The sequence below is a fragment of the Paenibacillus chibensis genome (assembly GCF_004001045.1).
GTDB classification, from domain to species: Bacteria; Bacillota; Bacilli; order Paenibacillales; family Paenibacillaceae; genus Paenibacillus_AQ; species Paenibacillus_AQ chibensis.
Window position 1 is genome coordinate 168006 of sequence record NZ_BIMK01000004.1, and the last position, 22806, is coordinate 190811.

Below are 22806 nucleotides of genomic sequence, written 5' to 3' on the forward strand. Positions count from 1 at the left end.
TTATTTTCTTGCCAAATATGGATCTGAAACCGACAATAATTGTCCAAATTTGACAATATCATCGTATAAGCCCATGAATCTATTGGCAAGGTAAATAATTACATTTGATAACATTTCGTGAATTCTGCCAACCTTCATACGGAAGTGGAAAGGAAAGCATGACCGAATTCTCTTGAAATTTCCACCCGCTCCCTTCAGAATGAAGGGAAAGCTAATCATAAAGGGAGTTATAGGAAATGATTGATGTTGCAGCACGCAATAACGTCAAGGTCGTGGGCGAAGGAGAACGCACCGTTGTGTTTGCGCATGGATTCGGTTGCGATCAGAGCATGTGGAAATATATAACGCCATCGTTCGAGCAGCATTTTCGCATCGTTTTATTTGATTATGTAGGATCGGGAAATTCGGATCTTGCCGCCTATACATCGGAAAAATACGGCACCTTTCGCGGTTATGTGCAGGATGTGCTGGATATTATAGATATGTTGAAGCTCGAACGGGTTACATTTATCGGCCATTCCGTTAGTTCGATGATCGGGATGCTGGCATCCATCGAGCGTCCGGACGCTTTTGATCAATTGATCATGATTGGGCCGTCTCCACGTTACCTCAACGACGGGGATCAGTATTTCGGCGGATTCGAACGCAGCGACATCGACGAGCTGCTGGATATGATGGAGATGAATTTTGCGGGCTGGGCCAGCTTTTTAGCTCCGCTGGCGATGAATGCGCCGGAGTCGCCGGGACTCACGAAGGAGCTGGAACGGAGCTTTATCTCGGGGGATCCGGTCATCGCGCGGGAATTCGCGGAGGTTACCTTTATGTCGGATCACCGCCAGGAGCTGCCGAAAGCGACGGTTCCGACGCTGATCCTGCAGTGCTCCGACGACAGCATCGTTCCGATCCAGGTTGGAGAGTATCTGCACAAGCATTTGAAGAACAGCACGCTGCGCCTGATGGAGGCTAAGGGCCATTATCCGCATATCAGCCATCCTGAGGAAACGATCCGGGACATTTATGAGTTTCTTGGAGTGAGCCTTGGCTGATGACGAAGATGGATGAACGATTAAAATATGCCCCTTGCGGCTATGTTTCCATTACGCATGAAGGGATCGTCACGGACGTGAACCAGACGTTCCTGGACTTGATGGGGTATGTGGCCGAGGAATTGCTGCACAAGCATTTGGAGTCGATCATGTCGACGGCGAACAAGCTGATATTCCATTCTTATTTCTATCCGCAGATCAATCTGAACGGACGGGTGGAGGAGCTGTTTATCAGCCTGAAGGACAAACAAAAGCAGACGGTTCCGTTTATATTAAACGGAAGACGCTTCGAGGACGACGGCGTCGAAGTGATCGATTGTGTACTCGTCCAAATGAAAAACGCATTGATTACGAACAGGAACTCCGCACCGCGAAGAAGCAAATTGAAGATGCGTATCGTCAGAAGGAGCAGGCACTGGCGAAGTTGGAGCAAATCCACAAGGAAATTGAGCGGAAACAATCCGAGCTCATGGAGATGAACGCCATGCTTGTGGAGCTGTCGGTGACGGACAAGCTGACAGGTCTCAAAAACCGCAGATACTTCCAGGAAAAGCTGGACGAGCAGCTGCATCGGTATCATGAGACCGGACAAGCATTTTCGTTGGTTATTATCGATATTGATCATTTCAAGCAAGTGAACGATACCTGGGGACATCAGATGGGCGACGAGGTCCTGGAGAAGCTCGCGAAAACCCTCACCATCCATGCCCGCAGCGAGGATACGGCCGCACGGCTGGGCGGAGAAGAATTCGTGCTCATTCTGCCTCATACGGATGCCGCCCAGTCCAGCAAAATAGCTGAACGCTTGCGAATCGCCGTCATCGAGACCGTCTGGCCGATCGGCAGCATTACGGTGAGCTCGGGAATCGCGACGGTAAATCCGGATGATTCGGGAGCTTCCCTGCTGAAAAAAGCCGATGAGGCGCTGTATGCCTCCAAAGAAAACGGCAGAAACCGCGTCACGCATATCGAGGATGTGAAGCGTTGAAGAAATCGAATAAACCCGGAAGGCGTTTCTCCCGCAGGAGATAGGCTTTCCGGGTTTTTGTTTTACAAGGCCTGCTAAATGACGACTGCTGTGCCAATCAACCTTTGACCGCGCCGGCGACCACGCCTTTGACGATGTATTTTTGCAGGAAAATAAACACGATGATGGAAGGCAGTACGGCCATCACCATGGCAGTCATTGCATACTGCCAATCGGACGTATATTGTCCGACGAAGGTATAAGCGGCCAGCGTCAGTGTTTTGGTGGACGGCGAGCCGTTGACCATCAATAACGGTAGCAGGAAATCGTTCCAGATCCACATCACGTCGATGATGACGATCGTTGTCGTAACGGATTTCAACAGCGGGAAAATCACACTGAAGAACAGCCGGAAGCCGGAAGCGCCGTCAATGGTCGCGCTCTCGTCGATTTCCTTCGGAATCCCCTTCACAAATCCGTGATAGATGAACAGCGCAAGCGGTGCGCCAAAGCCCCAGTACAGAATGCCGAGTCCCCAGGTGCTGTCGGAGAGATTCAGTGACTTGGCCATCTGCATGACCGTGAGCATGATCGACTGAAATGGAATAAGCATCGGCATAATACAGAGAAAATAAATGACAAGGCTTGTGCGGGATTTGGTCCGGGCAAGTTTATAGGCAGCGATCGAAGAAATGAGAATGATACCGACAAGGCCCAGCACGGTCACGATCGTGTTGTTCAGGAACAACCGCGGATAGTTGATGAACTTCCATACATAGGTATAGTTTTCAAACGTAAACGAGTGGGGCAGGGCAATAACATCAGTCATGACTTCTTTAAAGGTTTTGAAGGAGTTGATGATCGTCAGAAAGAGAGGATACAAGAACACCAGCGAAAGGAGAATCATCACGACTTCTAGGACGATGCGCCCGGTTTTCTTTTTACTCATTATGCCTCAACCTCCCTGCGTTTAAAGATCGTGAGCTGTATGATGGTGATGATCAGGACCGCTACGAACAGAATCAACGCTTTGGCTGTGCCGTATCCGTACAGGTTGTTCTGGAACGTGTCGCGGTAAATATCATAGGCCACGCTGTAGGTCGTACCGCCGGGGCCGCCTCCGGTGAGGGACAAAATCACATCGAATACCTTAATAGAGTTGGTGAGCGCCATGAACACCGAGATTGTAATGGATGGCGCGAGCAGCGGCAGCGTCACGCTGAAGAAGCGGCGGAAGGGTCCGGCTCCGTCCACGGTAGCGGCTTCCTTCAAGTCGTCCGGTACCGACTGCAGGCCGGCGATGTAGATGACCAGGTAAAAGCCGATCGACTGCCAGATCGAAACGAGCAGGACGGATATAAAAGCGAGTCCCGGCTTGCCGAGCCAGCTGAGGCCGAAAATACTCCAGCCCGTGCTTACACCGAGCGATTCGAAGCCTTGCATGAAAATGAACTTCCAGATAAAACCGACGATCACGAGGCTGAGGATATAGGGAATGAAGAATGCCGCTCTGAGCCAGGTCGTTGATTTCAGCTTCATATCCAGTACGAGCGCCAACAGAATCGCCAGCACGTTCACGAGCACGATATACAAAATGGCATATTTTACAGTGAACCAGGTCGCGTGCGTGAAATTCGTATCGCCAAGAAAAATCTGCTTGAAGTTATCCAGCCCGACGAATTTCGGATGTTTGGAAATCCCGTTCCACTTGGTCAGGGAGTAGCGAATCGTCATTACGAAAGGGTAGTAGAACACTGCGATGACGCTGATGAGGATGGGGAGGGTGAAGATCCCAAATTCAAGCTTTTCAGCCCGTTTTCTCCCGAGTTTCATTATCTTGCACCTCTTTTTCGTGACAGATTAAATGCGGTATGCGCTTTCTTGTGTTCATTATAAAATAGCCGATTTGGCGTCTAAATGGATTTAAATAAACAGTTAAGGGTAAAAAGGTGAACTCAAGCCAAAAGATAGCCGTAATCGAATAAATTGTGCTATAAGTGTACGTATAAGCGGCACAGAGGCCGCCCTGATGGGGGTGCAAGAAAATGGGTTCGGTCAAAAAGGCTTTCATGCAGCTGAAGGAGCGAATCTCCAGGAGGCTGGTCAATAAGCTGGTCCTGCTGTTTACGAGCATAATTATTTTGGTCGTAGGCTCGTTGACGATCATTTCCTATCAGATGATTGAGAAGGAATCAGTCAATAACAGCATTGCTAGCACCACGAACAATCTGAAGCTGATCAACCAGAAGCTGGAGGACTACCTGGATGGCATCGAGCAGTTGTCTCTGCCCTCTCTGCGGTATGACGAGACCATTCGCGCCATCGTGAACGAGGAATCGGATTATGCCTCCAAAATGTATCTGGAGGATTATCTGAGGGAGCTGTTTTACTCCAGGCACGATTTGAACGGCATTTATTTATATCTGATTGATCAAGGCAAATATTATTCCGTGACCCAGGAGGCTTACGACATCAAGGTTCGGGTAAGCTACGAGGTCGGAATTCCCGAACAAAGCTGGTACAAGCAGGCGATGAAGAGTCCGCGCAACCGGTCGTTCCAGTCCTTTTTGGATCCGGTGGAGCAGACGGGCTACGCCGCGAATGAGAAGCCGGGCTTTATGGCGTATCACCGGGTGCTGAGATCAATCGCCACGAAAGATCCCAAGGCGGTCATTTCCTTTTACCTGAAACCGTCGGTCGTCGATGAAATCATGCAGGACATTCCGTTTGAAAAGGGTGAGCATTTGCTGTTCCTGGATCCGGACAATGTCCCGTTCCGTGCGGATGAATTTGGATTCTTCAAGGAAGCCAAGAGCGATGGATGGCTGAGCCGGATCGGGGATAGCACGCCGGACGCGCCGATGACACTAACCGCGAAGCGGCCGGAGGAAACGAAATACCTGGTGGTTTACAACGTGGGAGAAAAGGATGGCTGGAAGCTGGTCAAGCCGATCCCATACAGCAATATCTACGAGGCGGCCAAGACGGCAAGGAATCTCAGTTATATGATCGGCCTGATTTTCTTGGTGCTCTCGATCATTCTGGTCGTGCTGATCTCGAACGCCATCACGAAGCCGCTGCATAAGTTGGCTTACCAAATGAAGCGATTTAGCGAAGGAACGTTTGATGCGTCCGCACCCGTCAAGGGCCGGGATGAGATTGCTTACTTGACTCAGCATTTCAATCGGATGGTGATCCGGACGAACGATCTCATCAACGAACGCTACAAAATGAAGCTGGTGGAAAAGAACGCGATTCTCAAGGCGTTGGAGGCCGAAATCAACCCGCATTTCCTGTACAATGCCCTGCAGGCGATATCCACCAAGGCGCTGAAAAGCGGGGAATACGAGGTGGTGGATATGGTGGATGCGCTGGCGCTGACGCTCCGGTATTGTATCAGCAGCAAGGATATTGTTTACGCCAGAGAAGAACTGAGGCATATTGACCATTATTTGGCGTTGCAAAAGGCGCGTTTTGGCAGCCGGCTTGAGGTGTCTGTTGATTGGGATCAGGCGCTGGAGGATTTACTGATTCCGAAGCTGTCCGTCCAATCACTGGTCGAAAATTCCATTAAGCATGCGGTAGAGAAGGTATCGGGACCCGTTAAAATCACGATCCGCGCCGAGTCGGAGGATACCCGCACGCGCATATCCGTTCACGACAACGGCCCGGGCATCGAAGAAGCCCGGATGACGCAAATTCTAAAGTCTTTTCAGACGGAATGGGAAGACCAGGAGGGTGAAAATATCGGCCTCAAGAACCTCCATACCCGGCTGAAGCTGCTGTACGGAGATGAGGCAGCGCTACAGATCGAAAGCAGCGGCGGAGGAACGACGATGATCATGTTCATACCACGGGGAGGTGGCAGCTATGTATAAAGTACTGATTATTGATGATGAGGAGCCGCTGCGCGAGGCGATTTCCATCCTGGGCGATTGGAAGGCGCTTTCGGTCAGCGATGTTTTCGAGGCTACGAACGGTAAGGAGGGCTTGGAGATGATCGGGGAGCATCAGCCTGATCTGGTGATGGTAGACATGAAGATGCCGGAGATGAACGGCGTCGAATTCCTGCGGGTGATCGAGCAGGAGTATCCGGAGATGATGACGATCGTCATCAGCGGATATAACGATTTTGAATTCACAAAACAGGCAATCCATTCGAAGGTAGCGGATTATTTGTTGAAGCCGATCAATCGGCGTGAATTGAACGAGGCACTGCACAAGGCTTTCGACGTGATAGAGGCGAAGCGACAGCTTCAAAACGAATCCATCAGCCGCAATATCGCTTATAATCTGTCCGTTCCGAAGCTCAAGGAAAAAATGTACCTTTCCATCATTGAAGGCAGCTTTAAACCCTACAATCACTCGGCGTTTTTGTCGCTGATCGGAGCGGACAAGCAGGGTCGGCAGTTCGGCGCCATCGTGCTGCGAATTCTGAATGTTGAGAGCATCCGCGACAGCCGTTTCAAGCGGGATATCGAGCTGCTCTATTTTGCGGTCGAGAACGTCATCAATGACATGTCCTCAGACAGGGTACAATGCTTCAGCTTTGCTAATCCGAAACAGGAGCGGGAAATGATTGCCGTGTATACGCTGTCAGGCGGGTACCCGCAGGAATGGACGTACCGTCTGGAACAGCTGGTCAAGCAGGCGGTCGCCCATCTGGGCAGCTTGTTTGGCATGATCGCGGCAGGCGGCGTCGGTCCTTGCTTCGGCGATCCGATAGGGATCGCCGAATCCTACAAGGCGGCCAGAGCGGCCTTGCTGGAAACGGACCTGCTGCGGATGAAGGGGCAAGGCGTGACTGGTAGTTCCGATAAGCCAACCGCCGTAAGGGACATTCATTCGCTGACAAGCCGGATGCCGTTGATCCGCAACGCTCTGGAAGCTGGGAACCTTCATCATGCGCGGACGATTCTCAGCGAGTTCACGGCCAAGGTCAAGACCTCGGAAACCTTCAGCCTGGGCGATGCCGACCGAATGATTCATGAGGCTGCCGTTCTGTTCAACGATATGGCGCTAGAGTTGGGCGTGTCGGCAGATCAAATTCCGCCATCCGGCGGGGAACGGGCACTTCGTTCCCTTGGCATGATGACCGATTTTGCCACATTTGACGAATTCGAGCATCTGCTGATGCTCATCCTGGAGCGTTACGGCGAACTGATCGGCAAGAAAATGGCGGGTAACCGTCCGTTTAACGCCGCGGATATCAAGGATTACATCGACAAGCATTATTTTGAGGACATTAAGATTTCCATGTTCACCGAAAAATATTATCTCAGCCGGGAGTATCTGATGAAGCTCTTCAAGCAGCATTTCGGCTACGGCATCCATGAATACGTGCAGAAGGTCCGGATGGACAAGGCCCGGCAGCTGCTGGATGACCAGAGTCTGAAAATCCAGGATATTTCGGAGATGCTGGGATACAAAGATAAAAACTATTTCAGCAAGGCGTTCCGCAATTATTACTCGATTTCACCGTCTGAATACCGAAGCAGCAGAATGGAACACTGAAGTGAAAAAAGGATCACGTCACTTTTTTACCCTCATTACTTCACTTATCTGCATTTTTATGATGAAGCGTTTTCAATACAATAAGGCCAAGAGGTAATACTTCTTATCCAATTTTGATAGCATGAACAGAAGGTGGGGGAACACGGATGAAAAAGAAAATTTTAGCCTTGTCTTTCAGTTTGGTGTTGATCATGGGACTGCTGTCCGCATGCGGAGGCAGCAAGACGGATGACAACACATCGAGCGGAACGGAGGGCAGCGAAAAAACCGCAACCGACGATTCCAAGCCAGTGACGATCAACATGTTCACAGCTTCTCCGGAATACACAGACGCTTTCAACGCTTACATCGCAGAATACAAAAAAGTGAAGCCTAACGTTACGATTAACCTGGAAATTATGCAAGCCGACTATAACACCGTATTGAAATCGAGAATTGCGGCCGGCAGCACGCCGGACGTATTCCAAACGACAGCGGGCGGCGATATCGATACCTTCGCGGAATATACGGCCGATCTGACCAATGAGCCGCTGGCGGCAGCCATGACCGATGCCGTACGTTCGAACATGAGCTCCTCGGACGGCAAAGTGCTCGGCCTCCCGGTCAAGGGCAATCTATTCGCTCTGATTTACAACAAGAAGCTGCTTGAAGAAGCCGGAGTCACCTCCGTACCCAAAACCATGACCGAAATGCAGGACGCGGTAACGAAGCTGGAAGCCAAAGGCATCACGCCATTCGCGAATGCGTATAAAGAATGGTGGGTATGGAAGCATGAATTCCAGCATTTCATTAATGCGGCTGCTCAAGACGCAGGCGTAAGCTCCAAGGAACTTGTCGATAAATTTATTAAGGGTGAAGCCAAATTCAAGGATTATCCGGTACTGTACAACAACTTCTTTGACTTTGTGGACCTGACGGTCAAGCACGGCACGGACAAACCGCTGGAGCGTGACAGCAATGCCGAAGTGAGCGATTTTGCTTCAGGCAAGGCCGCATTCATGACCGGCAAAGGCGCATGGGATGAAGAAGCGATCAAGAAGATTTCCCCGGATATCCAAATCGGCATCGCGGGTTATCCTGTGAGCGACAAGCCGGAACAGTCCATGATCATTACCGGAGCTGACCAAGCGCTTCGCATCAACAAGGATTCCGCCGTTCTGAAGGAAACCGTAGAATTCTTCAACTGGCTGTACACTTCCGACTACGGTAAAAACTGGTTCTCCAGCGTAGCCAAGGTTATTCCACCAATCAAGGACGCCCCACTTCCGGATCTTGATATGCCGAAGGAAATGGAGGAAATTCTGAAAACGGAAAAATCCGGCGACCTCTCGGTCAACTATTCGCTGGATACGTTCCATCAAAAATTCGGTGAAATCATGCAATCTTATATTGGCGGCAGCGAATCGAAGGATCAAGCCGTCAGCGATATCGAAAAAGCATGGGTACAGCTGGGATCTGCTGAATAAGCTTACACTGAGCTATATGCACACCTTAACTCAGCACCAGCCGGTGCTGAGTTAAGGTGCTTTGTAGGACTTAATGATGGGATGGAAGAGAAGGAACACGCATATGAAGGCAGGTGTGATGATGTCCGAATTCATCAGAATCGAGGAAAATAACGTGCATCTCGTTCTGGAGATCACGAAGGCGAAGGACGTTTTGCTGCTGCACTTCGGTGCGCAGGCATGGGATGAAAAGAGTATTGATGGCAAGCAAAAGCCGTTCTTTCGCCTGATGGAACTGCAGGTTGCCGGAGAGGACCGGGACGAATATCACGGCAGGACGCACCGCGCGACCTATCCGGGACTGCGTATGCAGTATGACGGATATACCGATGAACGGAATGGGATGGGAAGGAAGCTGGAGATCCGGCTCAAGGATCCGGCCACCCTGTTGACAGCCGTGCAGCATTTCCAGTTCTATGACGGCATTCAAACCGTCCGATCCTGGGCGGTACTGAAGCATGAGGGAGAGGGGCCGCTGGGAGTCGAGTATGTCTCTTCTTTTGCGCTAACGGGACTGGATAAGGAAGGAGTAAGGGACCGCGGCGAGAAAATGAAGCTGCATCTGCCGCATACCGGCTGGCAGAGCGAGCTGCAATGGAGATCCTACCGTCTACCTGAGCTGGGCTTATCCCATTTAACTGACCGTACATCCAAACGGATTTCCTGCAGCAACACAGGCTCGTGGTCTGCCGCCGAGCACATTCCGATGGCAGTACTGGAGAATGAGGAGGATGGAAGCACCCTATTCTGGCAGATCGAGCATAATGGCTCATGGCATTGGGAGATCATCGATCAGAGCGATTTCCTTACCTTGCTTGTCAGCGGGCCGACCGAGCATGACAATCATTGGTGGATCGAGCTTCAGCCAGGCGAAGAGTTCGAAGGTGTTCCGGTTGCGGTCGGATCGGTACAGGGCGGATTCCAGGAAGCAGCCGGTGAGCTGACGAAATACCGGAGGAAGATCCGGCGCTTAAATGAAGATAATCGTACGCTCAAGGTCATTTTCAATGACTACATGAACTGTCTTTGGGGAAGTCCGACGACCGAAAAGCTGCTGCCGTTGATCGATGCTGCGGCCGAGGCCGGGTGCGAATACTTCTGCATCGATGCAGGCTGGTATGCTCCGGGTGAATGGTGGGACGGCGTCGGGGAGTGGCTGCCGTCTGAGGAACGCTTCCCGGGGGGGATTAAAATTGTTCTGGATTATGTCCGCAGCAAAGGGATGGTCCCCGGCCTGTGGCTCGAGCTTGAAGTCATGGGCATCAATAGCCCGAAGCTTGCCGAAACAGACGACAGCTGGTTTTTTATGCGACATGGCCGCAGAGTGAAGGATCGAAGCCGTTACCAGCTGGATTACCGGAATCCGGCAGTCGTGGCGCATGCGAACGAAGTGATTCGCCGCCTGGTCGAGGACTACGGCGTCGGGTACATTAAAATGGATTACAATATCAATGCCGGAATCGGCACGGAGACGGACGCGGACAGCTTCGGCGACGGCCTGCTTCAGCATAACCGCGCCTACCTGAGCTGGCTTGATTCAATCTTTGACTGTTACCCCGATCTCGTGATCGAGAATTGCTCAAGCGGAGGCATGCGGATGGACTATGCCATGCTGAGCCGCTACAGCATTCAGTCCACGAGTGATCAGGAGAATTACGTGAACTACGCGGCTATTGCCGCCGCGTCGCCTTCGGCGCTCACGCCGGAACAATCCGCCGTATGGTCCTATCCGCTTCGCGAAGGCGATGACGAGGAAGTGGTCTTCAACATGGTGAACGCGCTGCTGCTTCGCGTCCATCAAAGCGGACATCTCGCCGAGCTGAGTCCCCGCCGGAGAGAGCTGGTGAAGGAAGCGCTGGACTATTACAAGCAAATCCGCAGCGACATTCCGGAAGCTCTTCCGTTCTGGCCGCTCGGTCTGCCTGCAGCGGAGGACGAATGGGTAAGCCTTGGCCTGCGCCGGGATGAACGCTTGTACCTGGCCGTTTGGCGCGTGCGAGGCCGCATAAATTATCAGGAGGCGCAGCCTGCTACAGTTTCATTGCCCCTGCCATCCCTCAAGGGGGAGGACCTGGCGGTCCGCTGCGCGTATCCACTGGACATGCCGGTTGAATACCGTTGGCAGCCTGGCGCAGGCGAACTGGAAGTGACGCTGCCGGCGACCCAAACGGCCAGATTGTTTGAAATTCATGTGAAAAGCGTACGGTAAGCGCCGTTTCTTCATCCAAAAAAGCTCTTCCCCTAAAGGGGAGGAGCTTTTTTGGATTCGAAGCGGTCTAACGTCCTATAAATAATCGACTGGCTGCTCGGACTCGGTGTAGACCGATATCAGAATGATCGCCAGCTCATCCCCGATATTTTTCACGAAATGAGGCGTGCAGGCATTCCACGCAAAAGAATCTCCTTCGCCGAACTCGGCGGAATCCTCTCCCTGCTCGGCATAGACCCTACCTTTGATGACAACATGAACCTCTTCGCCTTCATGCGCATGCGGGGCGTCTCCGGTCGAAGCGCCGGGAGGAACCTCCACCAGCATCATCTTCACGTTCTTCGTGGAACTGAGATGCTCGACTTTCAGCTGCTGCGAGCCGCTGGTCGTTACCTTCCGCTCCTCTTTGCGGACGATATGCATGCGTTCTTCCTTTTTAAGAAGCAAATAAGCCAAGGGAACCTTCAGCGCCTGCGCGATATGTTCTAAAGTAGCGATGGAAGGCGAGGTTTTGTTGGTCTCAACCTGGCTTAGAAAGCCCTGGGACAGGCCGGTTTCCTCGCATATTTGCGCTATCGTAATGTTTTTTCGTTTCCGGATCGCCCGGATGTTGGAGCCGATATCCATGGATTCACGCGTCCTCTAAAAATATTTGTAATACTGAATTAATATTTATATTAACAAATTTCCTGTTGACATGCCAGCAAGCGGCGCGTTAAATTACTTATATAGAATTTATTTTATTATTACTTATATTTTAGGGATGGAGTGAATGCAATGATCAAACATATAGGGGTACCGACCTTATTGCGGGTGGTGCTTGGCATTATATTTCTGGCTCACGGCATCAGCAAGCTGCAAATGGGCCTCGGCAATGTGGAAGCATGGTTCAGCTCGATGGGCGTGCCTGGCTTCATGGCTTACGTGGCTGCTTTTGTGGAGCTTGCCGGGGGAATTCTGCTCATCGTCGGGTTGTTTACCCGCGTGGTGTCGGCGCTGTTCATTGTACTTATGCTCGGCGCGATTGTAACCGTGAAGCTGTCCTCCGGATTGCTTGGGCACGATCAAGCAGCCGGCTATGAGCTTGAGCTGAGCCTGGTCCTTATTTCCATTTATTTGCTGGCATCCGGTCCGGCTGCTTTGTCGCTTGATCATCTTATTTTTAACAAACGCCGTTCGGCGTAATCATAAGCGAAAATGAACCATCGATAAGGAGTGATATGAATATGATGCCATCTTTCTTTTTTGCGCATGGGGCGCCATCGCTCGTGCTCGAAGAGCATGCGTATACGGATTTATTGAAGCAATTTGCGGCAAAGCTGCTGCAGCCGAAAGCCATTGTGATCTTTTCCGCCCATTGGGAGGAGCAGGTGCAAACGGTCAGCTCCGTGGACCGGTACAGCACGATCTATGATTTTGGCGGGTTTCAGGATGAGCTGTACCGGATGACGTATCCGGCTCCAGGGGATCGTCCGTTAAGCGAGCAAATTCAATCGTTGTTTGCGAAACACGGCATACCAAGCCGGCTCGATGGGGAGAGAGGACTCGATCACGGGGCTTGGGCGGTGCTCAAGCTGATCTACCCGGATGCGGATATTCCGGTCGTAGCCTTATCCGTAAACCGCGATTTGACGAATGAGCAGCAGTATGAAATCGGAAAAGCGCTGTCTGAGCTGAGAGAGCAGGATGTGCTGATCATCGGCAGCGGCGGGACCGTCCATAACCTGCGGAGCGTCAATTGGCGCGCGCAGGGCGTGGATGAATGGGCGGGAGCCTTCGATCAATGGCTGGAGAGCAAGCTTGAGGCATGGGACACGGAGGCATTGTTCCAATATGAGGAGCTTGCCCCTTATGCCCGGATGGCGGTTCCGACGAGCGAGCATTTCGTTCCGCTGTTGATTGCTATGGGCTCCGGGGATGCGAACCGGCAGGCACAGCTGCTTCATCGCAGCTATCAGTACGGCAATTTGAGCTTGAGCTGTTGGCAATTCAACTAATATAAAAAGGGCAGACCCGTCAAGGGGGTCTGCCCTTTCTTTATATGTTTTGCTGCCAATTCCCTTCGTTGTATGAATGCGGAATAAAGCCGCGAATCATTCATCGCTTACAAGGCTTAAAATACGCGGCGTGCGGTAACAAACCGCTTTTTCCACTGGCCGTCAAAGGGTTCAATATGAACGCCGAGTACTTTGGAATAAGTGTGCAATATCTGGTTATTTCCCGCATAGATCGCTACGTGGCCGATGTCGAGATCACGGGCGCTGAAGAACAGGAGATCGCCTTTGCGCAGATTGCTGAGGCTGACTTCGGTGCCTGTCTTGGCCTGATCATACGACACGCGCGGAAGATCGACCGACAGCGTATCCTGGAAGACGCGCTTCACGAAGGAAGAGCAGTCGAAGGAGTCGGTCTGGTCGGGGGAAGCGCCGAATACGTAGGGGGCACCAAGATACTTTTTGCCGGTTTCAATCAAGGCATCACCTTGCAGCTCGGCCAAGGAAGGGCTGGTGTAATCGGTATATTTCGGCTTCGCCGATATGTATCCGGTGCGGTTATCCTGGGTCTGTACTTCGAGCCACAGGGCGTTCACCTCCCGGATGACATGCACCTTCGCACCGGCGGACAGCATCTCGAGAGAAGCGCCCTTCTCGGCATCGGGCTGGCTTCGCAAATTAACGCCCCACCGAATGCTGGTCTCATCCAAGACCGTTGACATAATTCGTACCGTTTTGGAAGCCGGATCCCAATTCACCGTACTTCCCAGCGCTTCGCTGACAAAGCGCAAAGGGACCATCGAGTAACCGTTCAGAATCTGTCCGGGAACGTCAACAGTTACCGCTTTGCCGTTGAGGGAAGCCGTATGCTCTCCAATCCGGTAAGTAAGCGTGGTGCTGCCTTTGATTGCCGTCACGGTTTTGCTGTCATTATTCCAGGCGAGCTTGGCTCCTTCATGCTCGAATAGCTCGCGCATGGGCACGAGCACGGTGCCGCTCTGATTGACAGGCGGCGCTGCAGGTTGCAGCTGCTTGCCGTCCATATAGATGGATATCGGGGCTGCAGGCGTTTGGGCCGGAGAAGCCGTTTCGGCATGCGTAGGAGCAGAGTATAAGAACGATGCCGTTAATAAAAGAAGTAGCGCGGTTTTGCTTTTGTTCATCTGTTCATCACCTTGCTGATAGATTTGTTCGTTCATATAGATGGATATAAAATAAGGTCGCATCGCTCCTAGAAAACGGATCAAGGGTTGATGACGGACAATTTCATCTATATATAGTTGGACGAGAGAGGTTAAAATTGGTTTTGTGCCAAATGATGGAAACTTTATCATCCGCCAGTTATACGAAGTCTCTCCGGAATAACGACATGATGAAATCAGCTTGAAAATCCACTGCAAATAGTTCAATATAAAGATATCAATCATTAAAATTTGCACTTTTATAAAGCAGCTAACAAAAAAAGTGCATGAATATAGGAGGGCTCGACATGGAGATCGGGATCAGTACATTTGTGGAAACGACGCCGGATGCGCATACCGGCGAGGTGATCAGTCATGCACAGCGGCTGCGCGAGGTGGTCGAGGAGATCGTGCTTGCGGATCAGGTCGGGCTGGATATATTTGGCGTCGGGGAGCATCACCGGAAGGATTATGCTGCTTCATCCCCGGCTCTGGTGCTCGCGGCAGCTGCGCCGCAGACGAAACGAATCCGGCTGACCAGTGCCGTAACGGTGCTTTCATCGGCGGATCCGGTGCGCGTGTTCCAGGATTTCGCGACGCTGGATGGCATCTCAAACGGAAGAGCGGAGATTATGGCGGGGCGCGGTTCTTTTATCGAATCGTTCCCGCTGTTTGGATATGATCTGGATGACTATGATGAGCTGTTCGACGAGAAGCTGGAGCTGCTGCTCAAAATCCGCGAGTCTGAAAAAGTAACATGGAAAGGCGGCCACCGGCCGGCCATCCGCAATCTGGGCGTATATCCGCGTCCGGTTCAGGACCCGCTCCCGGTATGGATCGGCAGCGGCGGCAACCAGGAATCGGTCGTTCGCGCAGGGCTACTCGGATTACCTCTGGTACTGGCGATCATCGGCGGCAGACCGACGCAGTTTGCGCCTCTCGTCCAGCTCTATAAGAAAGCGGCCGAGCATGCGGGCCATGACGCTTCGAAGCTGCCGGTCGCATCGCACTCGCACGGCTTTATCGCCGAGAGTACCGACCTTGCAGCCGATCTGTTCTTCCCGTCCACGCAGGCGGCGATGAACGTGCTTGGCCGGGAGCGGGGCTGGGGACATTACGACCGTTCGAGCTTTGACTTCGCCCGCAGCTTTGAAGGTGCGCTGTATGTAGGGGACCCGGAAACGGTAGCCAAGAAAATCATCCACCTGCGCAAAAAGGTTGGCATTACGCGTTTTATGCTGCATGTACCGGTAGGCTCCATGCCTCATCACCACGTGATGAAAGCCATTGAGCTGCTCGGAACCCAGGCGGCACCGATCGTGCGCGAGGAAATCGCCAAATGGGAAGCGGCAGGAGAGCCGCAGGATTAATCGGTTCACCGCGCCAGGATGGCGTTATACGGCCTCTCGATGAATACCTGCTTCCAATGGTGTTCCACGTACGAGGCTTAATAGAGGATTGCATGACAAGAGCTGCCAGGCGCAACCAAGCCGGCGGCTCTTTTGGTGCTGAAACTGTAATAAACTTCCATTGCCCGGTACCGGGGAAAAGCGTAAAATGATTTTTAATTATCATCCAGGATATATCACATCGGAAGTGAGGTTTGGTGCTGTGAACGCGATTGCAAAGGTAAGCAGATTTGTAGGGGGAACGTTTTCCGTATGGGTTATTTTATTTGCCGGATTGGGATTTTTTTTACCCGGGGTCTTTAGCCATTTAAAGGGGTACATTTCTCTATTCCTGGGCATTGTCATGTTCGGCATGGGGCTTACGCTGTCCTCGGCTGATTTTCGCGAAGTATTCCGCCGTCCGCTGGAAGTGCTGATCGGTGTGGTCGGCCACTTCATCATTATGCCGCTGCTCGCTTACGTGCTGGCGCTAGTGTTGAACCTGCCGCCCGATATTGCCGTAGGCGTGATTCTCGTCGGCTGCTGCCCAAGCGGTACCTCCTCGAATGTCATGACGCTGCTGGCAAAAGGCGATGTGGCGCTGGGCGTCTCCATTGCATCGGTCTCCACGGTGATTGCTCCGCTGGCCACCCCGGCATTGATCAGCCTGCTCGCCGGGCGCTGGATGCCGATTGACGGCGGGGGACTGATCAAAGATATTCTGATGGTCGTCATTCTGCCGATTATTCTGGGCGTCATTGTGAAGACCTTGTTTAAAAAGCAGGCCGAGGCAAGCGTGCAAGCCCTGCCGCTTGTATCTACGTTGGCGATTGTCCTGATCGTGGCGATTGTGGTCGGCGGCAGCAAGACCAAAATCATCGAGAGCGGCTTGCTGATCTTTGCCGTCGTGATTTTGCACAACATACTCGGGTATGTCCTCGGGTATCTGTTTGCCAAGCTGTTCCGGATGAATCTGGCCAAACGCAAGGCTGTGCTGTTCGAAACCGGTATGCAAAATTCCGGGCTGGGAGCCGCGCTCGCTGCGGCCCACTTTAACCCGGTTGCCGCCGTTCCAAGCGCCATCTTCAGCGTATGGCACAACATTTCCGGCTCGCTGCTGGCAACCTGGTTTGCTCGCCGTGCGGAGAAAGAGACCGGACAGGCCGGGTAGATGCTGCAGAAATTCAGAAAATTCAAAAAGCCATCCCTATTAAGGGATGGTTTTTCTAGTTTAAAGCAGATTCTGAATTGCAGAAATGAATTACCATGCCATTCCGTTCTTCTGCAAAAACTGCTGGCTGACCTCGAGCTCCTGCCTTGCGGCAGCCTTATACATCTCGATGGCCTCTTCAATCCTACCCTGCTGCTGCAGCATGATGGCGTAGTTATGCTGGGCCATGGCGTCACCCTGCCGGGCCGCTTGTCCGTACCAACTGAACGCGCCCTCGTAATCGCCCTGTTCGTTGAGCAGAAAAGCGAGATTGTACTGGGCGTCGGTATCTCCTTGCTTCGCGGCAAGCTTGTACCACTTGACCGCTTCCTCAGGGGCTTTTTCCTCCAGCAGGGCACCGATGCTGAATTGGGCAGCGGCCATGCCCTGCTTCGCGGCTAATTCAAACCATGGCAAGGCTTCTTCCTGATAACCGTCCTTGCTCAGCATATCCCCCAGACGATATTGGGCTTTGGCATAGCCCCTGTCGGCAGCCTCGTGAATGAGCTCATAGGCCTGGGTTCTCATCTGATGTGCGGCATAGATGCCGCCCAGACGGAAGATCGCCTGCACATGCTCCTGCTTGGCGGCTTCTTCATACCAGTGTATGGCCTGCTCGAGATCCTTCTCCTCCAGTTCGTAATGCATACCGAGCTGATATTGCGCCTCCGCATGTCCTGAGGCAGCGGCCAGCTTATAGTGCTCCAGCGATAATTCAGGTTGATCGGGCTTGGATCTCTCCGGTACCATTCGGTCATTCGTCCCGGAGTTTCCTCCGCTGGCGTAGCCCCGGCTTGTTTCGGCATTTCCCTCCAGCTGGTCGAGCTTGTTTCGGGCATCCTTGACGCCAAGGTTCGCCGCTTTGACATAGAAGCTTTTTGCTTCCTCCACATTTCCTTCTTCATATAATAAGTCTCCGTAATACTGCATGGCCAGCGGATCATTATCCTGCAGCGCGCTCTCCATCAGGTCGGCGCCTGCTTCAACAGACCCGGACTCGATATACATCATGCCGAGGTGGTATTTGGCGCCTGGTTCACGGTTTTCGATGGCGAGCCTGTACCATTTTTCGGCCTTTTTCGGTTTGTTCAGGAACCGGTAAGCATGGGCTGCGCCCGTTTGGGCTTCGGCATTGCCATGTTTGGCGGATCTTTTGTACCAGGTCAGGGCGTTTCTATATTCGCCATTGTCTACATAGTAATGACCCAACGCGCATTGCGCTTCGGGATCTCCTCTTCTGGCTTTGCGTGTCAAACCTTCCAGGTCGATGCGTTCGATGTTTTCTTCCATATGCATATTCAAGCCTCAGTCCATCTCCTTTTCTTCTGCGCTTCACAAATGTAGGACGGCAGGATGGCAGACCGGTAATTTTGCAGGTCACTTCATAATGTACACTATAACAACAGGGGATGAAAACCCGGACGGAAGTACCGGTGCGCAGGTTGACAAGGGAAAATCAACGTGATATATTTATCTTAAATTAAAGATTCTTTAATGAGAAGGATGAGCGCCCTGGCATTCATTTTAAATACATTTTTGGGGAAGCTTAAAATGAAGAGGAGGAATTGCAATGAACGGATTAAAAGGTATTCACCACGTCACAGCGATTACAAGCAGCGCGGAAAAGAACTATGAGTTTTTCACTTATGTGCTCGGGATGCGGCTGGTCAAAAAGACGGTGAACCAGGATGACATCCAGACGTATCATTTATTTTTTGCCGATGATAAGGGAAGCGCGGGAACGGACATGACGTTTTTCGATTTTCCGGGCATTCCGAAAGGGGTTCACGGCACCAATGAAATATCAAAAACCTCGTTCCGCGTGCCGACCGATGCGGCGCTCGATTATTGGGTGAAGCGGTTCGACCGCTTGAACGTGCAGCATTTTGGCATCCAGGAGATGTTCGGGAAAAAGACGCTTTCGTTCGAGGACTTCGACGATCAGCAGTACCAGCTGATTTCGGATGAGCATAACGAAGGAGTTGCCTCCGGAACCCCATGGCAAAAGGGACCGATTCCGCTGGAATACGCGATTACCGGTCTGGGACCGGTTTTTGTGCGGATCGCGAACTTCGATTATTTTAAGGAAATGCTGGAAAAAGTCATGGAATTCAAGGAGATCGGGCATGAAGGCTCATATCACCTGTTTGAGGTCGGTGAAGGAGGCAACGGCGCGCAGGTCATCGTGGATTACAATGCCGTGCTGCCGCCGGCACGCCAAGGCTTCGGCACCGTGCATCACGCGGCATTCCGGGTTGAGGATCGCAGCGTACTGAATGAGTGGATCAAACGTCTCGATGATTTCGGTTTCTCGACATCCGGCTATGTGAACCGCCACTTTTTCGAATCGCTGTATGCCAGAGTGGCGCCGCAGATTCTGTTTGAGCTGGCTACTGACGGCCCCGGCTTTATGGGCGATGAGCCTTACGAGACGCTGGGCGAGCTGCTGTCGCTGCCGCCGTTCCTTGAGCCGAAGCGCGAGCAGATCGAAAAGCTGGTGCGTCCGATCAATACCGTGCGCAGCACGATCGAGTTTACGAAGGAATAAAGCCGCCCAAAACGGGGGAGCGCATGATGCCATGCGCTCCTTTTTGGCGTGTTCGTGTCGGGGAGGCCAGCGAATGGAATCTTTTATCCCCATCCGGCTGCATGAAAATCCGAAGCTTCTAATATACATGGCGAAGGAATTTAAGATGAATGGATGGGAGCGATATCGATGACCCTATCGAAGGATGAGGCAAGCATGGCCGCTGATCAAGGACCGGCGCAAGGCGATATGCTGAGACGGCTGCGAGAGCAGCTGCCGGAGCGCCGGGACGACTGGGGGAAATATGTTGTGGGCGACTACACGTACGGAATGCCGGCAGTCCGATCCTGGGGAGAGGAGGCAATGCTCCATATCGGAAAATTTTGCTCGATCGCGGATCAGGTGACCGTTTTCCTCGGCGGAGAGCACCGGGTGGATTGGGTAACGACGTACCCGTTCAGCGCGCTGCTGCCGGAATACGCCCACATCGAGGGGCATCCGCGAAGTAAAGGCGATGTCCATATCGGCAACGACGTGTGGATCGGGCATGGAGTTATGATTTTATCCGGCGTGCACATCGGCGACGGCGCGGTCATCGCGGCGAAGGCGGTAGTAACCCGGGATGTACCTCCATATGCGGTTGTTGCGGGCAATCCCGCCGCCGTCGTGAAAAACCGCTTCGACCTTGAAACCGTGACCCGCCTGCTGACCATTTGTTGGTGGGACTGGGAGCTTTCGCATATCGAAGGGGCGATTCCTCTCCTGCTCAGCGGCGATATGGAGGCTTTTTTGCATTATGCGGAGCATGAGGTGACGCCGTCGTAAATTTTCATTATAAGGAAATAATCCCGTGAATGCTCCTGCCGGCTTCGGTATCATTGGAAGCAGAACCATCGAAGATTGGAAGGAGACGTTACATTGGGTAAAAAGGAAGTCCCTTCGCTGCCATCGGTCCAGGCATGGCTCCGCGCATATTTTCCGGATGCCGATTTGCCGATCGAAAGAGAGCTAAGCGGCAGATCCACGTATGTTTTCCGCATCCGCACAGGAGAAGAAAACCTCTATTTACGCATTCTGCCGGAGGCGGAGATGAGCTTCGGCGTCGAGGTTCACGCGCATGAGCTGCTCCGCCGGAAAGGCGTGCAGGTTCCGGAAGTCATTGCGTACGAAAATCACGCCGAAGCGCTTGGCATGTCCGTCATGCTCGTGCGGGAGATGGCCGGCGGTTCCGCCGGTCAGGCTGATGCGCTGAACCGGATGGATTATGAAAACGTCATGCGGGCTGCGGGCAAGCAAATCGCGCTGGTGCACCAGGTGCCGGTGGACGGCTTCGGCTGGATTCGGCGCGGACGTGAGGAAGCGGCTGACGGTTTGCATGGGGAGAACCACAGCATCGGAGCGTACGTGAACGAAGGCTTAGAGCAGGATTTGGGCTTCTTATCGAAAGAGCTGCTCCATGGCTTCGAGATATCCCGAATCCGGGGTGTTCTGGAGACGGGATTGCAATGGATGTCGCGGCATGAGGCGAGACTCGTTCATGGCGATTTCGACGACTCCCATATTTTTCAGGATAAAGGCTCGTATACCGGCCTGATTGATTTCGGCGAGATGCAGGGAAGCAGTCCGATGTATGATCTGGGTCATTTCAAGCTGCATGACGATCAGCGCTTTGCCGGATACGAGGCACTGACTGCCGGTTACGGGGAGGTAACGCCGCTGACGCCTGACGACCAGCTGGAGATCAGCCTGTGGGCGCTTTGGATTGGCGTAAGAAGGCTGGCTGTTGCCGGGCGCAGGCCGCCCGGAAGCTATCGGCAGCATCTGACGAAGGCGGTCCGGCAGGAACTGGATCTGCTCGGAAGCAGGCTGTAACCCTTTCTTTTGTTATTTTCCGGAAGCTTCAATCTACCTGCTCGCGGGGTATTAGAACTTAGAACCTTTGAACAAGATGTTCATAACGCGAATCAGGCAGGAGAGGATATCGATGCAGTGGAAAGGCAGAAGGGCAAGCTCCAACGTGGAGGACCGCCGGGGCAAGGGTGGAGGGCTCGCGATCGGAGGCGGTATCGGCGGCATCATTCTTGTGCTGCTGGTCACGCTTTTGGGCGGCGGCAACGGCGGGGACATTCTGAATTCATTGACGGGGCTCGGGACGCAATCCAGCGCCCCTTATCAGGAAACCGCGGAGGAGAAGGATCTCTCGCAATTCGTGTCCGTCGTGCTCGCCGATACGGAGGATGTATGGACGGATATTTTCAAGCAGAAGGGCATGACGTATGAAAAGCCGACGCTCGTGCTGTACACGGATCGGGTGCAGTCGGCTTGCGGCACGACAGGCTCATCGGTCGGACCGTTCTATTGTCCGGGGGATCACAAGCTTTACATCGACCTCAGCTTCTATGACGAGCTGCGGCAGAAATTTCAGGCGCCGGGCGATTTTGCGATGGCCTACGTGATCGCGCATGAAGTGGGGCATCACGTACAGACTCTGCTAGGTGACATCAACAAAAAGGCTGCGGGTGGTCAAACCGCAAACCAGCTATCTGTACGCACCGAGCTGCAGGCTGACTACTATGCGGGTGTATGGGCGCATCACGCGCAGGATATGAACGTGCTGGATCCCGGCGATCTGGAGGAGGCGCTGACGGCGGCGAGCGCGGTCGGTGACGACACGATTCAGAAAAAGGCCCAGGGCTACGCCGTGCCGGAAAGCTTCACGCACGGAACGGCAGAGCAGCGCATGCGCTGGTTCAAGAAGGGCTTCGACACCGGCACCATTGAAGGCGGCGATACATTTCATGCAAGCAGCCTGTAAGCCGGATCGAATGAGGAGAGGGTTGGCGGACCCTCTTTTTTTTGTGCGATTTTTTAATGGTTTCCGCCTCCCCCGCGTCACAAAACAGCTCCCCGCTTCGTTTTAAGTGCATTAAAAGATAAGGGAGACGATTCGTGATGAGACATTTCACATGCGTTGTGATCGGTGGGGGATATGCGGGGATTCAGGCGATCCAGGCCATGCGGAAGGGAATTTCCGAGGGTGCTCTTCCCGGCGGCATGAAGCTGATTCTGATCGACAAGCAGCCGTATCACCTTCGGAAGGTGCCTCTTTTTCAGCCGGCCGTTCAGGAGCAATCCGGATAAACTGACATTTCGACAGTAAATTTCGACATTTTTCGAAAAAAATGCATAGCAATTTTTACGGAAACCTACTAAAATAAAGTTAGTTAGTATTTTAGTCAAGTACATTGCTAAACCGGCAAAACCT

At 52.7% G+C, this 22806-nt stretch carries 21 protein-coding genes; 16 read left to right on the forward strand and 5 right to left on the reverse strand.

Features of this window, described 5'->3' with window-relative positions; genetic code table 11:
- Window positions 1–236: 236 nt before the first annotated feature.
- Genes PCH05_RS04610 through PCH05_RS27975 form a run of 3 tightly spaced genes read left to right on the forward strand, consistent with a single transcriptional unit; the run spans window position 237 to window position 2034 of the window.
- Window positions 237–1046 (forward strand): alpha/beta fold hydrolase, encoded by an 810-nt coding sequence (locus tag PCH05_RS04610; protein ID WP_127601143.1) that lies wholly within the window; start codon window positions 237–239, stop codon window positions 1044–1046.
- Window positions 1046–1525, forward strand: coding sequence for a PAS domain-containing protein (locus PCH05_RS27970; RefSeq protein ID WP_307719505.1), 480 nt, complete (start codon window positions 1046–1048; stop codon window positions 1523–1525). The genes PCH05_RS04610 and PCH05_RS27970 overlap by 1 nt, the downstream gene beginning before the upstream one ends.
- Complete coding sequence (locus PCH05_RS27975) at window positions 1471–2034, forward strand: GGDEF domain-containing protein (RefSeq protein ID WP_307719506.1); 564 nt, start codon at window positions 1471–1473, stop codon at window positions 2032–2034. Before PCH05_RS27970 ends, PCH05_RS27975 begins: the two co-directional genes overlap by 55 nt.
- A 97-nt stretch (window positions 2035–2131) precedes the next feature.
- Here PCH05_RS27975 and PCH05_RS04620 read toward each other — a convergent pair whose 3' ends face one another.
- Both PCH05_RS04620 and PCH05_RS04625 read right to left on the reverse strand, forming a co-directional pair.
- Complete coding sequence (locus PCH05_RS04620; protein ID WP_127601145.1) at window positions 2132–2962, reverse strand: carbohydrate ABC transporter permease; 831 nt, start codon at window positions 2960–2962, stop codon at window positions 2132–2134.
- On the reverse strand, window positions 2962–3846 hold the full coding sequence (locus PCH05_RS04625) for a carbohydrate ABC transporter permease (protein WP_174806230.1): 885 nt from the start codon (window positions 3844–3846) through the stop codon (window positions 2962–2964). Before PCH05_RS04625 ends, PCH05_RS04620 begins: the two co-directional genes overlap by 1 nt.
- A 212-nt stretch (window positions 3847–4058) precedes the next feature.
- On the opposite strand from PCH05_RS04625, the gene PCH05_RS04630 reads away from it, so the two are divergent.
- The 4 genes from PCH05_RS04630 to PCH05_RS04645 all read left to right on the forward strand — a co-directional run bounded on the left by PCH05_RS04630 (window position 4059) and on the right by PCH05_RS04645 (window position 11241).
- Window positions 4059–5891: a sensor histidine kinase gene (locus tag PCH05_RS04630; RefSeq protein ID WP_127601149.1), complete on the forward strand. Its 1833-nt coding sequence runs from the start codon at window positions 4059–4061 to the stop codon at window positions 5889–5891.
- Window positions 5884–7527 carry a response regulator gene (locus PCH05_RS04635; protein ID WP_127601151.1) on the forward strand — a complete coding sequence of 548 codons (1644 nt, stop codon included), beginning with the start codon at window positions 5884–5886 and terminating at the stop codon, window positions 7525–7527. The genes PCH05_RS04630 and PCH05_RS04635 overlap by 8 nt, the downstream gene beginning before the upstream one ends.
- Before the next feature lie 146 nt (window positions 7528–7673).
- Window positions 7674–8993, forward strand: coding sequence for an ABC transporter substrate-binding protein (locus tag PCH05_RS04640; protein WP_127601153.1), 1320 nt, complete (start codon window positions 7674–7676; stop codon window positions 8991–8993).
- Between the two features lie 103 nt (window positions 8994–9096).
- A complete protein-coding gene (locus tag PCH05_RS04645) occupies window positions 9097–11241 on the forward strand; it encodes a glycoside hydrolase family 36 protein (protein ID WP_246049358.1) in 2145 nt (714 codons plus the stop codon).
- A gap of 75 nt (window positions 11242–11316) precedes the next feature.
- Here PCH05_RS04645 and PCH05_RS04650 read toward each other — a convergent pair whose 3' ends face one another.
- Window positions 11317–11868 carry a helix-turn-helix domain-containing protein gene (locus PCH05_RS04650; protein ID WP_127601155.1) on the reverse strand — a complete coding sequence of 184 codons (552 nt, stop codon included), beginning with the start codon at window positions 11866–11868 and terminating at the stop codon, window positions 11317–11319.
- Window positions 11869–12018: 150 nt separating this feature from the next.
- On the opposite strand from PCH05_RS04650, the gene PCH05_RS04655 reads away from it, so the two are divergent.
- Together PCH05_RS04655 and PCH05_RS04660 are read left to right on the forward strand one after the other, a co-directional pair.
- Window positions 12019–12426 carry a DoxX family protein gene (locus PCH05_RS04655; protein ID WP_127601157.1) on the forward strand — a complete coding sequence of 136 codons (408 nt, stop codon included), beginning with the start codon at window positions 12019–12021 and terminating at the stop codon, window positions 12424–12426.
- 41 nt (window positions 12427–12467) lie between these two features.
- Window positions 12468–13238, forward strand: coding sequence for a DODA-type extradiol aromatic ring-opening family dioxygenase (locus PCH05_RS04660; RefSeq protein WP_127601159.1), 771 nt, complete (start codon window positions 12468–12470; stop codon window positions 13236–13238).
- Window positions 13239–13354: 116 nt separating this feature from the next.
- Here the strand turns inward: PCH05_RS04660 and PCH05_RS04665 are convergent, their stop codons facing one another.
- A complete protein-coding gene (locus PCH05_RS04665) occupies window positions 13355–14398 on the reverse strand; it encodes a C40 family peptidase (RefSeq protein WP_127601274.1) in 1044 nt (347 codons plus the stop codon).
- Between the two features lie 326 nt (window positions 14399–14724).
- Between PCH05_RS04665 and PCH05_RS04670 the strand changes: the two genes are divergently transcribed.
- Window positions 14725–15786 carry an LLM class flavin-dependent oxidoreductase gene (locus tag PCH05_RS04670; RefSeq protein WP_127601162.1) on the forward strand — a complete coding sequence of 354 codons (1062 nt, stop codon included), beginning with the start codon at window positions 14725–14727 and terminating at the stop codon, window positions 15784–15786.
- A 241-nt stretch (window positions 15787–16027) separates the two neighbouring features.
- Window positions 16028–16975: a bile acid:sodium symporter family protein gene (locus PCH05_RS04675; RefSeq protein WP_127601164.1), complete on the forward strand. Its 948-nt coding sequence runs from the start codon at window positions 16028–16030 to the stop codon at window positions 16973–16975.
- A 90-nt stretch (window positions 16976–17065) separates the two neighbouring features.
- On the opposite strand, the gene PCH05_RS04680 is transcribed toward PCH05_RS04675, so the two are convergent.
- Window positions 17066–18304: a tetratricopeptide repeat protein gene (locus PCH05_RS04680; protein WP_164766538.1), complete on the reverse strand. Its 1239-nt coding sequence runs from the start codon at window positions 18302–18304 to the stop codon at window positions 17066–17068.
- A 280-nt stretch (window positions 18305–18584) separates the two neighbouring features.
- Here PCH05_RS04680 and PCH05_RS04685 point away from each other — a divergent pair, with 280 nt between their 5' ends.
- The 5 genes from PCH05_RS04685 (at window position 18585) to PCH05_RS04705 (ending at window position 22682) form a co-directional block, all read left to right on the forward strand.
- Complete coding sequence (locus PCH05_RS04685; RefSeq protein WP_127601169.1) at window positions 18585–19562, forward strand: ring-cleaving dioxygenase; 978 nt, start codon at window positions 18585–18587, stop codon at window positions 19560–19562.
- A gap of 228 nt (window positions 19563–19790) precedes the next feature.
- Complete coding sequence (locus tag PCH05_RS04690; protein ID WP_127601275.1) at window positions 19791–20366, forward strand: CatB-related O-acetyltransferase; 576 nt, start codon at window positions 19791–19793, stop codon at window positions 20364–20366.
- Between the two features lie 93 nt (window positions 20367–20459).
- Window positions 20460–21413 (forward strand): phosphotransferase family protein, encoded by a 954-nt coding sequence (locus PCH05_RS04695; RefSeq protein ID WP_164766539.1) that lies wholly within the window; start codon window positions 20460–20462, stop codon window positions 21411–21413.
- Between the two features lie 112 nt (window positions 21414–21525).
- Window positions 21526–22356 (forward strand): KPN_02809 family neutral zinc metallopeptidase, encoded by an 831-nt coding sequence (gene ypfJ / locus PCH05_RS04700; protein WP_127601173.1) that lies wholly within the window; start codon window positions 21526–21528, stop codon window positions 22354–22356.
- Window positions 22357–22493: 137 nt separating this feature from the next.
- Entirely contained in the window at window positions 22494–22682 is a 189-nt protein-coding gene (locus tag PCH05_RS04705) for a hypothetical protein (RefSeq protein WP_127601175.1), read from the forward strand.
- Window positions 22683–22806 lie beyond the last annotated feature (124 nt).